Raw genomic sequence first — 11,981 nt, 5'->3', positions numbered from 1 at the left:
TTATTTATATACAATCATTTTTTCGGTAATCCGCAAAAAATATAACTGCTTTGAAGTGGCTAAGATACAGGCTATCCACAGCCATGACATTTGATAGCAAGTTTTACATAAGCTTTATAAAGCCCATCTGAATCCTTACAAATCAGCTAATACATTTAATCTGTTAATATTTACTAATCAATTAAAAATTATGGTAAAAAACAATACCAAAAAATTTAAATATTTTTATTTAATAGCGCTTTTTATCTCTCCCTATAGAGCATTCACCTTTTTAATTTTGCAAGTATAATATATATCCATTTAAGTACTAGTTTGTTAATTAAAACACAGTTGTAATTCATTGTTGACGTTGATATATAAATAGTTTATAAATTGGTGTTCTATACAAAAAGTTTTATTAGTAATGTCTATTCGTAAATTTTAATGATTCAGGTTTGAATACGAGTAAGAGCGCATAAATGTGCGCCTGTATTAATATATTTATAGGAGCTACATAAGTGGAAAACAAACCAGATAATTTTACATCATCTGCATCTATTCTCACCCTTGGATTAGGCTGGTTTCCTAAAAGTCCTGGAGGATTAGAAAGATATATTTATGAACTGACTCATAAATTAGCTGCAAATAAAGACAAGGTTGAATTATGCGGAGTTGGTCTACCAGAGACTGAAATAAATTCGCCGATTAAATTAACTAATTTAGCTTCTCATGACAGTGCTATTTGGCAAAGATTATGGTCTATTCGCACTAATTTCCATAAAACAAGAACGAGCAAACCAGATGCTATTAATTTGCACTTTGCATTATATAGCTTTCCTATTTTAGATATTTTACCAAAGGGAGTACCAGTTACTTTTAACTTTCATGGCCCTTGGGCTTCTGAAAGTCAGCAAGAAGTGGTTAATAAAAACCTTAGTCTTTTAATCAAACACTGGTTAATAGAACAAAATACTTATAATCGCTGCGATCGCTTCATTGTTTTGAGCAAAGCATTTGGTAAAATTCTACATGATAAATATCAAATACCGTGGAGCAAAATTAATATTATTCCTGGTGGAGTTGATATCAACTGGTTTCAGCCAAATTTATCACGCCAGGATGCTTGTGCAAAGCTAGGCTGGCCAAGTAATCGCCGTATCCTATTTACATCACGTCGCCTAGTACATCGAACCGGAGTTGACAAATTATTACAGGCACTAGCTATAATTAAGCCCAGAATACCAGATGTTTGGCTAGCGATCGCAGGTCGTGGTCACATCCAAGCTGCACTACAACAACAGGCTACAGAACTAGGACTAGCCGACAACGTTAAATTTTTAGGTTTCCTACCTGATGAGCAATTACCTATAGCTTATCAAGCTGCTGAATTGGCTATCATGCCTAGTCAATCTTTTGAAGGGTTCGGATTAGTAATAATCGAATCTCTAGCGTGTGGTACTCCTGTTTTATGTACCCCGGTTGGAGGAATGCCAGAAATTTTATCAGCATTTTCACCGGATTTAATTACTATTTCAACAGAAGCCTCAGCCATTGCTGAAAAATTAGAGCAAGCGCTTTTACGAAATATCCCTATACCTTCACGAGAAGCTTGTCGAGAGTACGCCACCACCCATTACAACTGGAATCAAATTGCCCAACAAGTACGGAAGATTTTATTAGCTTAAACAAGTGATTGTAATAGATATTAGGGGTGCTACATGGGTAAAATTAGATGGAATAGAGGTTTAATGAGAATTTTTTTTCTAGACCAAAGTGGTAAACCAGGCGGCGCAGAATTGTGTTTAATAGATATTGCTAAACCTTATGGCGATCGCGCTTTGGTAGGTTTATTTGCAGATGGGTCTTTTAGCACTTTATTGGAGCAAAATAATATTCCAGTAAAAGTTCTTGCAACTCAAGCAATCCAAGTTCGCAAAGAAAGTAGTTTGCTACAAGGATTAAAGAGTCTGGGACAACTTGCACCTTTGATTACTAAGGTAGTTAAAATAGCGCGTGAATACGATTTAATCTATGCCAACACCCAAAAAGCATTAGTTGTCGGAGCATTAGCAAGTTTCTTTAGTCGTCGCCCTCTGGTTTATCATTTACATGATATTCTTTCCACAGAACATTTTAGCAAAACCAATCTTCGTATTGCTATTAACTTAGCTAATCGTTTTGCATCATTAGTAATTGCTAATTCCCAAGCTAGTCAAACAGCCTTTGTACAAGCAGGAGGATGCCCAGATATCATAAAAGTTGTCTATAACGGTTTTGATTCAAAAAATTATCAAACTGATGAGTCTGACATCAATAAATTACAGCAACAATTAGGATTGCAAGGAAAGTTTGTAGTCGGACACTTTAGCCGTCTTGCACCTTGGAAAGGACAGCATATTTTAATTGATGGTCTTGCCAAATGTCCGCCAGAGGTGACGGCAATTTTAGTAGGTGATGCACTGTTTGGCGAACAAGATTACGTTCAACAGTTACACCAACAAGTTGCCCAACTGGGATTAGAAAACCGCGTCAAATTTTTAGGATTTCGTTCTGATATTCCTCAGTTAATGGCAGCTTGTGACTTAGTAGCACATACCTCTACTTCCCCAGAACCTTTTGGTAGAGTGATTGTAGAGGCAATGCTATCTGGAAAACCTGTAGTTGCAGCAAAAGCTGGCGGTGTAATGGAATTAGTAGAACATGGACTTAATGGTTTTTTAGTAACACCAGGAGAACCGCAGGAACTTGCACAAATAATTATTACCTGTCTTCAGGAGACGGAAATAACTGCAACTATAGCTAATAATGCCCGGACTACTGCTAGTGGGCGTTTTGATGTTGCAATTATTAATCAGCAAATTGCCCAACTGCTGTCTCACAGATAAAATACAGACTTAACCCCCAGCACATTAGTGTCAACTTAAGAAAAAATCTGCTTTAAGAGGACGTTTTGCCCTCATCCCCTAGGACGTGTTTTCAAACTCGTCGTATCCTAAAAAATAGGCGATCGCAGACAGGATAAGTTGATGAATCGAGGAGACTTGAGTAATGAACTTTGTGGTACTTACTGATCAATTGAGTAGACCGTTAATTTTTGTATTACATGTTAAACTATTATTACATTTGTATTCTTTAGTGAATTAGACCTCTTGCAAAAGTCCTTAATACCCCACCCCCAACCCCACCAAAGGGAGGGGAGAGTTTGCGTTAGCAAATGCGGGGTGGGGTTCTTTATTTTTGATTTATGCAAGAGGTCTATTGTTTAGAACCAAGTCGTGCATTTGACCTCTGATCGTGAAAATATGTTAATTGAAACGGTTCCACAGGCACGAAATACTCGGTTGCGATCACGACTGGTAGGGACTGCTTCAGAATATTGACGTGACCAAGGACCGCATTGTTTCCAAGTTCTACCACCGTCCTCGGAGAAGTCCATCCAAATATCATCGCCATTCTGATTGTTTTCCATTCGAGCCCAGCCAAATTGCTGCGGTGGGGAAACATCTTGCAAAAAACCAGTTCGCAATTGGATTTCCCGTCCATTTAGGTCAACCTTGAGCACTGTCTTCACGTTTATTGGTCCTGCACGATTAGGATCAATACTACTACAGTCACCAGCAAAAGCGTATGCTGGTAATGTAGGACTGCTAATGCCAACAAACAGAAGAGAGATTGTGGCAGTTCCAGCAGATACAATGCGATTGAATTTGATGAAATTCGCTTTGCTGTGATTAGGGTTCATAATTTTCTCCTTACTCAATAGACATGATGTGATATAACATCTTTCATCGTTTCAAATAGATTCAGATGTTTAGGGTGTATGCAAAAATCAGTAGACCTAAAAGTTTTCCAAAACCCTTACCAGTCGTTCATTCAAGTTGATAAACACAATTTGCCGCAATCTTTTTAGAGTCTGGTCTTTGAGGAACGAGCGTTGTTAGTGGGTTAAAAGTGGAGCGCAAGTGATCGCGATCTTCAGCCCCAAAACGTCGGCTGAAACTCTGATTATTTCGTCAACTTACAAAAGTTTTCGATCTACTGAAAATTAATACTTCATACTTAAATATATCTGGAGTTCAGACTAGTCAAGAGTGCGAAACTCCAAACCTTTATAGTAACCGTCTGACAGAACGGTCACTACGATTAGCCATGACCAAGCGTAAGGTCAGTGGTGGTTCCCGTTCAATGAAGCGGTTTGCGATAGCCCGCAGTCCTGCTGAGTATTGTGCAGACTTATCGTCGACAGGGACGGTCGGTCATGGAGCTTTTCAAGTAAGCCTTAATGGCCAAGTCAGGCAGTGGGAAGCTGGCTCTATCGCTCTTGCCTCAACCCAGCACCTGAATCCTTACAGCAATCTTACTTTTCGAGTACTAGCAAGTACGATAGAATTGTATGGAGTTAAATCGGGAAAATCGTAATGATTAGCAGCTAATTCATACGGGCACTTGGTTCCATTCGAGTCTGTACATAGTAAGACCACAGCACCGTCGGTCTGGTTATTGAAGATGCCATGTATTCCGTACTGATTATAGAGTTTGTAAACACGGTACTGGATATATATGTTTGTAATGTCTTCTCCTTTTAAGGCATTTCCTCTATAGATACAAACGGTTCCAGTCTTGCATCCATAAAAGGGCAGTGCAGATGAGGCAGTCGTAAAGAGCAACAACGAAGCGCTCATAGAGAATAAACTAAAAGCTATTGAATTTAAAAGTTTCATAAAATTTTTGGCGTTGCAGAAAGGGCAATGATGTTCTGATAGAAGGAGTTACTGATGCAATACTGTTCAGTTAAGGATTAAGTGAGAGCTTAGATGGAATGGAAGGCCAGTTCTTTTGTTCAGTCTACTTAGGCTTACTGAGAACAGTTTCAATAGTGCAGCTAAACTGAACCATATTGTGTTTAACATTGTCAGTAGACCGAAAAGTTTTCCAGAACCCTTACTAGTCGTTTATTCGAGTTGAGCGACACAATTTGCCGCAATCCTTTTAGAGTCTGGTTTTCGAGGAACGAGCGTTGTTAGTGGGTTAAGAGTGAAGTGCAAGCGATCGCAATCTTCAGCCCCAAAACGTCGTCTGAAACCCTGATTATTTTGTCAACTTACAAAAGTTTTCGATCTACTGATTGTCGCTTTTCTTCATCCCAGAGTCATGTTGATGTTGAATTAGTGTAATTGCTAATTCCGTTTGAATATTATGAGATTAGATTTATAAAATCAATAGTTTTGCACTAACTTTTTGTGCATAAGTAAAGGAGTAATGATTTAGGTAGTTGAAACTATTGCCTGGACAGCATTTCAGTTCCGGAATTCCAGAATAAATTATTTAATATTCGCAACAAGCAACGAGAAATGACCATTTAACCGATTTTTATTGCAAATCAAAAAAAGCTATATTTTTGTCCAAACCTTTACTGGAGATGCTTTTGAGTCATTTCCCCATGACCTGAATCCTTACGTAAAGAAAGGAGTTATGTTTTTATTGCTCTAAATGATCGCCTAGAGCCATCGGTGAGAGGTTAAGATAAAGAGCATTTTGTAAATTGATTAAAATACTCAAAATAGTCATAATAACAATGATAATCGTGTGTGGAGAGAGGGGGAGAAGGCGAGCGACGCTCGCCTTCTCCCCCTCTATTTGATTATCATTATTTTTAAAGTCTTTCACAGAGTACAAGCAATAGCACCATGTACCAAATGAACAACATCAGTAATAGCTCTGATAGAAACCTTCGCTTTCTCTAAAAGACAACTTCCTTGATTTTTTGTGCAAGTTAGTTTTTTCTTGTCATCCAATTTATTTTGGTTATGTTTGCAAGCTGTTTCGTTGAGTGGTTGGTTGATTTTTGCTTGAGTATTTTTCATGTTTTTCCTTGCACTGAAGATTAATATAAAAGAGTCAAGATTTAGAATATAGAAAACGCGTTGTCCTTTGCCAAGTTATTTGTTAGCACTACTTATTAGCTAAAATTGGCTCTAGGTAAAGAATAGCTGAAATCTTTAATCCGAGTAGCGTGCACGTCAATAAGTACATTTTTTGCTACTAACAGCACGAACCTAAAGATGAATATAAATCTTTCTCTGGCTCTAGCTTTATTTACACTAATTTGGCAAACGACAATAGCTGATATCAAGAAATAGTTTTTGATATTTTGTATTTTGAGAATAAAAAATATTTTATTTTCTTGATTTAAAAATTATAACAAAAACTTTAGTTTTTAATAATATATTTTATAAGAATAGCATTAATAAAAATTGAAATATTTGGCAGATAAACAGCTATTGAGAGATAGGTTTGTCTAGATTAAAAACCATAACTATTTTGATAAAATAATATGTTAATTTAGGGAAATAGACAGACTATCTTAACTGTATATGAACAGATGAATGATTTAAATTCTATTTATTTCAACAGACTTTTCAGTAAGTGAGTTAATTTAATTGATACTATATATAACAATCCGATTTTATTTATGAACTTCTTTGCGTGGGCAGGGAGTAGGAAGTAGGCAAGGCTATTTCATTCTCATCTAGTCTACTTTAGAATAAACTTTGAGTCTAATAGCGAAAGTCGTCTAAAAACGACTGATAAAAGGTTATAGTCTGTTAAAATGAACTTTAGCTACTAGCCTATAACTTCAGTTATGGGCGGTTTCTGTCTAGAACGAAATAGCCCTAAGAGGATGTTTGAAAAGTCCTCAAGCGTGTGTTTCACTACCCTTTAATTTTCACTCCTATGTTTATTCTGTGGAGTTCTCTTAGTAAAATGTCTATTGACACGGCAGCAGAGGTGGAATCCGTGCGATCGCTCCGGCTCTGAGCAGTTCCGGGCGCAAGGCGTAGGGTAGCAAACCATCCGGTTTGGCGTGATATTGACTAGAACAGTCAAGTACGGCAGTTGCTGTATTATCTACACATTCGGGATCAGCAGGCAGATTGCCAAATAAGTAAGTATGTTTGTTAAAACAGGCGAAAGCAATTGCACAAGCCTGATCACAAACACCCATGCATTCAACAGGTTGAATCGAGAACTCCTCTTGCAACACCCAGTCATGATATAAGGTTTGTAATTTCTCTAGCAGCAATTCACCACTGCTTTTAGCAACATACTGTTTTGTGTTATGACTACTTCCACATCTCGTACAGACGAATATAATGTGTTGATGATTCATAGATAAATTACACGGTTCAATTTCTCATCCTGTGTCTATAAAAATACATGTCGAACACTCAATGGTATCCGACATGGATTTTAGGCAATCAGTTTGTCCAGTCATTTGGCAAACAAACTAAAGGCGAATGTATTACAACCGAATGACACAGCAATAATGCCCTTTGACACTGATTAAGAAACACTACGATTCCAAGTCAACCCGGTACGCGGAGTCTGCCGATTTCGCAGCCACAGTCCCAGCAGCAAACCAATTACCACAATTCCGGTGAAGTAAGTCAGCGAAATCAACCGGACAGACATCGGTGGAGCGACACCTTTAACTGGAATATTCTCTGCAACTTGGAATGGCTGAAATTGCTCTTTTGCGTTTGCTTGCGGCGCAGCCTCGACAACGATGCTATGGGGGGCACCGTCAAAGAACTCCTGCTCCCACGTCAATTTCCCGTTCCTGTCTGGAGTCCCCTCATAAGCAAACGCCACCCAATTATTTTCGAGTTGGGTAGTTGTTACCTTCAACACTACATCTGTCACGGGTTGGCTCGTTTTGGGATCACTGACGCTGACCTGCAATCTGGCAGGTTGACCTACCGTTGCACCCTCGTCACCCGATAATTGCATATAAAGTCCTTGAGACTGCAATTTAGCGGGCTTACCAGAGGATGGAACTTCTTCTCCCATACCTGGCATCGACATCGACATGTGTGATTCAGCAAGTTCAGCGCTGATATTAACCCAGAGGAGCGCGGCGATCGCTACCACAATTAATCCACTCAACAACAATCGCACGCGTTGTGGGGCAATTTCTCCCGGTTGAATCGCTTGTCTGCCCCCAATCACCCAACCTCCTAGTAGCCCAACCAAGAGCAAAATCACAACCAGGATGCCAAAGTAGCGGAACTTTAAGGGATTTTCAGGCAGCGTTAGCGTCAGCTTTTGCTGAATCGGCTCAAACGCATTGGCAACAAGCGGAGTAACCCCTACTATGAGTTGATACGTTCCCCGGATCGGTAGGGTTTGTTGAACCTGCAACTGACCCGTTGGTGCATTGCCCTCAATGTCCAGCAACTTTGTTCCCTCAACGATCGGAAAATCTGTTGTGAACCAGGGATTTTTAGGAGGGGTGAACAATTGCAAGTGGATTTTGGCATCCTTTAAAGATTGCCCTTGAGCATCGAAGGCTTGCAGCTTCAGCTGCACTGGCGGATTGTAGTGCCCTGATCCCAACACTGTGGTGGCTTCAGCCTCAAGGGGTCGAACCTGATTAATCGGTGGATTAGTTGTTAGCCGCACCGATGATTGAGGGGATTGGGCAAGTCCGATCCAGCCATACAGGATAATTCCGATTATGCAAATCCCACCGAGTAGCTTAGACCACTTAAGTCTCATCATTTGATTTCTCTCCGACTGCTAATCATTGACTCAATCAACTAATGGCAACTCACCATCAGTGTGTGGTGACGCAGAGTGTGAGTCGTGTCATGGATAGCGGGATATGTAGTGAAATAAATTGTCCACAGAATCAAAGAACACAGTGCGACATAGAGCGCTGATTGTACAGGCACTGATAGCACTTGACTGGTGACTTGTTGCTGGGTCGAACTAGAAGATTGAACTGTCATTTTGTACCTCGCAGATAAAACGATATTAATGGTTGATTCAGCAGGCATTCTGACTTCTACAGTCAGCAGTGAACAGTAAATTCCTGAAAACAGATGAATAAGACTCTATATGAGCCGTCTTAGCATACTGAGCCAGCTATTTCCTTTTCATTCATGAAAATTACTTATATTAACATTAGCGTAAGGTTTAGTAAAACCTATTTAAATGACAAAGGTATTGCAATCTTATGTCAAAAGTGTGGCTAACTGGATGACTGCACTTTTCAGGAATTCCCAAAACAGGCCAGTTAGCGCTTGTGCCGGGAGCAATCGTAACAATATAGAAGTAATATATTATACTAATAGCACTGCCTCACGCAGATCCCTGACACTGCGGTCTTTGATTACCTGTTGGGGTACAACTTGAATTGATTGAGGAATATCGCGCAACGGTGTGTCGGTTCTTGTTGCAGTCGTAGCGTCTTGTACGTGATAACTATCTTGCTCTCTCGTGACTACCAACTCAATCGGCTCATCCTGCTGCGAGTCAGGTGGTTGCTGTTGCGGTGTACGAAGTGCTGGGGTTTGGGTTTGTAGTGTTTGGGTTTGTGGTGTTTGAGGTGACTGCTGTGCTGTTGCAGTAATTGCGATTCCAAAAATCAACCCAGCATCATGATCAATAATTCAACTGTGGGTAAAGCTTTCTCACCTACCACTGTCACTCACACAGTATCGACCTTTCGGACTCTCCACCAACATGGCTCGTTGCACGCCGCTGACAGAGATGAGTGTGTGTCCTTCTCTAAGCTGTCCTCCATACTCATCTACACATTTACCTGAAAGACCACCACTAAATTGCACTAGATGATCCCATTGACAAGTTTTTCTAATAAGTCATCATGCTCTTCCATGTCCAGAATTGAAAGCTAGAGATTGGGATGGACTTCTATATTTTGCTCATATCCTTTGCCCCGCCAGCTAGGTATTTGATAAATAAATTTATTAGACTCTGGGTTTTGCAGGTTGTTCATTTGCTGCTTCTATTTCCTTGTTCTGACGCTGTCATAGTCAGCGAACAATAGAATTAATGCTAGTAATTAGTAATAATTTTACAGGAATTATGTGAACAATTGATTTTTACGCAAGTAAATCACAGTTGTGTTAATATACAAAAGAATCTCGGTTCTGATGGGAAGCAGCCATCGGACGCAAGGGGGAAAGTCTGGTGTGAATCCGGCACTGTCCCGCAGCTGTAATCAAGGCTTGCCTTGTGAGTCAGAATGCCCGCCGAACAGTTAACTTCTGCCGAAATCTACGAGGTATAGATAAGCGCAACTATGAATTTTTTGACAATCAATCAATTCTATTTCTTCATCGTGCCAAAGATACACTTCAGGTCAAGGCTTGCTTTTAAGATGATAGAAAGTTAATTGGCGATACAAATTGCACCTAGAAGTGTATTTTTCAGTAAGTGTGTGTACTACTGGGTTATTTGGTACGATTATCGCAGATGTGAAAAGTGGCAGTCTTGTTTTAAAAGGACATTAAGAGCTACTTGAAAATGGCTACTTTCGTGTCATCTGACCTCCTACTAGTCATCCAAATTGAGATTTTGGTGAAGCAACACGGTGAAGCACTTACTGTCTTAGCGGTTTCCGTCGATAGCAAAGTGCTGAACCCGTAAGTGTCTTCTCCCAAGGGGAGACGCCAAGGGCGATGGGGGTTCCCACGCCACTTGCTACCCTGCGGGAACGCTAAGAGTGAACAACGGGCAAAATGCCCGCAACGCAGTGGCTCCCCATGTTGACGTTAGCCTTCACAAAGGGTGCGACTGCACCAAACCGAAGGGATTGATTCTATAGACAAATCCTCCGGATTGTACCATCAAGAAACTACTGGTCAATTATTACTAATAGTTAGCAACAGATATATTGCACAGTCAGCAAGGTTAGATTTCATGGTGGCAAGACTGCGTAATATCTGCGCTTGGGACTTAATCCTACACATTTCAAATTTAATGCTTAACAAACAACATACTTTATTTGTTTGCACGACCTGCGCTAGCGTGTGGCAAAATGGCAAGCGCATTGGAGAAAGTGGCGGACAGCAACTATTACTGCATCTGCAACAACTTGCATTCAATTGGGAATTGGAAAATAAATTCTCTATTCAGGGAGTTGAATGTATGAGTGCTTGTAACCGTTCTTGTGTAATTGCCTTTGTTGCGTCAGGAAAACCAACGTATTTGTTTGGTGATTTACCAAATGATAGTTGTGCATCTGCAATACTACAATGTGCTAGTCAATACTATGCTAAAGGCGATGGTTCACTACTTTGGTCAGAACGACCTGAACCTCTAAGAAAAGGAATTCTAGCAAAGATTCCACCACAAAGTAAGTGGACGCAACTAAACATAAGTTGTTGTTAATTGAAGACTGGGTAAAATTAACAGTTTTCAATAGGTCACGGCGTTCCTCCCCCACCATACATAAAAAGTTGGTGGGGGACAGCAGTTGCTCCACGCAGGTGAACCCCTCTGAGCGACTGACACACTGAGGTCGCTCTAGGATTGGGGACTCAATACTTGGTACTAGGAAATTTTTGAAAATTTATCCTTGTATGCGTAGGCGTAGCCCGCACTTCTCTACGAGACGCTGCGCGAACGACAAGCTCAGTGACCATCGTAGACATCGCTCCTGAATTGTTCATATAATCTATAAGGATTCCTCAGTCTAAAGCTAGCGATCGGTCTTGGTGGCTTCCCAAACCCTTGCATTGCTTAAACGGTAAATATCCAAATTCTCATGGCATCTTGCCCTAGCTCCTATAAAATTATTGCTAATTACTAGCATTAATTGCCAGCAATGACTATTACCATGACAGTGCAGGAAGAAGAGGAACTGTGGGATGAGGTTGCCCAGACTGTTCTATGTGATGCTATCTTAGAACCCTTTGAATTCATCCATGAAATGCTTAAGCAATTAGGCAAAGGTGCAATATTGTTCGGTTAAGCCTCTTTTGGGCATTATAGACAACGAGATTTCAAGGGTTCGAGCCTACTTTCTTTCCTTAACCGAGCAGTATTGGGGGTGATCAACATACTTTTAATATAGTCCAGCGATAAATTCGCATCGTTCTTTGAGAATGCGATCGCCGTGCCAAAAATCTAGGCATAATTGTCTGTATTCTTGCAAACAGAAGCTTTGATAGTTTTGGGAGATGTCTAATGGG

At 40.2% G+C, this 11,981-nt stretch carries 12 protein-coding genes, 1 pseudogene and 1 riboswitch; of the genes and pseudogenes, 6 read left to right on the top strand and 7 right to left on the bottom strand.

All coding sequences use genetic code 11. The features are described from left to right. Positions 1 to 497 precede the first annotated feature (497 nt). Both V7L20_RS04420 and V7L20_RS04415 read left to right on the top strand, forming a co-directional pair. Complete coding sequence (locus tag V7L20_RS04420) at positions 498 to 1,664, top strand: glycosyltransferase family 4 protein (RefSeq protein WP_334742895.1); 1,167 nt, start codon at positions 498 to 500, stop codon at positions 1,662 to 1,664. 63 nt (positions 1,665 to 1,727) lie between these two features. Continuing rightward, positions 1,728 to 2,864, top strand: coding sequence for a glycosyltransferase family 4 protein (locus V7L20_RS04415; protein ID WP_334742894.1), 1,137 nt, complete (start codon positions 1,728 to 1,730; stop codon positions 2,862 to 2,864). Positions 2,865 to 3,241: 377 nt separating this feature from the next. On the opposite strand, the gene V7L20_RS04410 is transcribed toward V7L20_RS04415, so the two are convergent. Continuing rightward, on the bottom strand, positions 3,242 to 3,721 hold the full coding sequence (locus tag V7L20_RS04410; protein ID WP_334742893.1) for a hypothetical protein: 480 nt from the start codon (positions 3,719 to 3,721) through the stop codon (positions 3,242 to 3,244). 374 nt (positions 3,722 to 4,095) lie between these two features. Between V7L20_RS04410 and V7L20_RS04405 the strand changes: the two are divergent. Beyond that, positions 4,096 to 4,255, top strand: a pseudogene (locus V7L20_RS04405) (IS66 family transposase); the annotation flags it as partial. 1,387 nt (positions 4,256 to 5,642) lie between these two features. On the opposite strand, the gene V7L20_RS04400 reads toward V7L20_RS04405, so the two are convergent. The 6 genes from V7L20_RS04400 to V7L20_RS04375 all read right to left on the bottom strand — a co-directional run bounded on the left by V7L20_RS04400 (position 5,643) and on the right by V7L20_RS04375 (position 9,611). After that, on the bottom strand, positions 5,643 to 5,843 hold the full coding sequence (locus tag V7L20_RS04400) for a hypothetical protein (RefSeq protein WP_334742892.1): 201 nt from the start codon (positions 5,841 to 5,843) through the stop codon (positions 5,643 to 5,645). 905 nt (positions 5,844 to 6,748) lie between these two features. Beyond that, complete coding sequence (locus tag V7L20_RS04395) at positions 6,749 to 7,150, bottom strand: DUF1636 domain-containing protein (RefSeq protein ID WP_334742891.1); 402 nt, start codon at positions 7,148 to 7,150, stop codon at positions 6,749 to 6,751. A gap of 173 nt (positions 7,151 to 7,323) precedes the next feature. Further along, positions 7,324 to 8,541 carry a hypothetical protein gene (locus V7L20_RS04390; protein WP_334742890.1) on the bottom strand — a complete coding sequence of 406 codons (1,218 nt, stop codon included), beginning with the start codon at positions 8,539 to 8,541 and terminating at the stop codon, positions 7,324 to 7,326. Between the two features lie 38 nt (positions 8,542 to 8,579). After that, positions 8,580 to 8,771, bottom strand: coding sequence for a CbtB-domain containing protein (locus tag V7L20_RS04385; RefSeq protein WP_334742889.1), 192 nt, complete (start codon positions 8,769 to 8,771; stop codon positions 8,580 to 8,582). Positions 8,772 to 9,104: 333 nt separating this feature from the next. Next, positions 9,105 to 9,413, bottom strand: a complete 309-nt coding sequence (locus tag V7L20_RS04380; RefSeq protein ID WP_334742888.1) for a hypothetical protein — start codon at positions 9,411 to 9,413, stop codon at positions 9,105 to 9,107. 42 nt (positions 9,414 to 9,455) lie between these two features. Beyond that, on the bottom strand, positions 9,456 to 9,611 hold the full coding sequence (locus V7L20_RS04375) for a hypothetical protein (RefSeq protein WP_334742887.1): 156 nt from the start codon (positions 9,609 to 9,611) through the stop codon (positions 9,456 to 9,458). A 302-nt stretch (positions 9,612 to 9,913) separates the two neighbouring features. After that, a riboswitch (cobalamin riboswitch) is annotated at positions 9,914 to 10,056 on the top strand. 255 nt (positions 10,057 to 10,311) lie between these two features. Between V7L20_RS04375 and V7L20_RS04370 the strand changes: the two genes are divergently transcribed. From V7L20_RS04370 to V7L20_RS04360, 3 genes are all read left to right on the top strand, one after another. Then, positions 10,312 to 10,434 (top strand): hypothetical protein, encoded by a 123-nt coding sequence (locus V7L20_RS04370; protein WP_334742886.1) that lies wholly within the window; start codon positions 10,312 to 10,314, stop codon positions 10,432 to 10,434. Positions 10,435 to 10,767: 333 nt separating this feature from the next. Then, a complete protein-coding gene (locus tag V7L20_RS04365) occupies positions 10,768 to 11,178 on the top strand; it encodes a DUF1636 domain-containing protein (protein WP_334742885.1) in 411 nt (136 codons plus the stop codon). 436 nt (positions 11,179 to 11,614) lie between these two features. Continuing rightward, on the top strand, positions 11,615 to 11,761 hold the full coding sequence (locus V7L20_RS04360; RefSeq protein WP_334742884.1) for a hypothetical protein: 147 nt from the start codon (positions 11,615 to 11,617) through the stop codon (positions 11,759 to 11,761). Positions 11,762 to 11,981: the final 220 nt, after the last annotated feature.

This window comes from Nostoc sp., assembly GCF_036916735.1.
Taxonomy (GTDB): domain Bacteria; phylum Cyanobacteriota; class Cyanobacteriia; order Cyanobacteriales; family Nostocaceae; genus Nostoc.
Note: the sequence above shows the minus strand (reverse complement) of the source record. Positions and strands in the feature narration are given on the sequence as shown.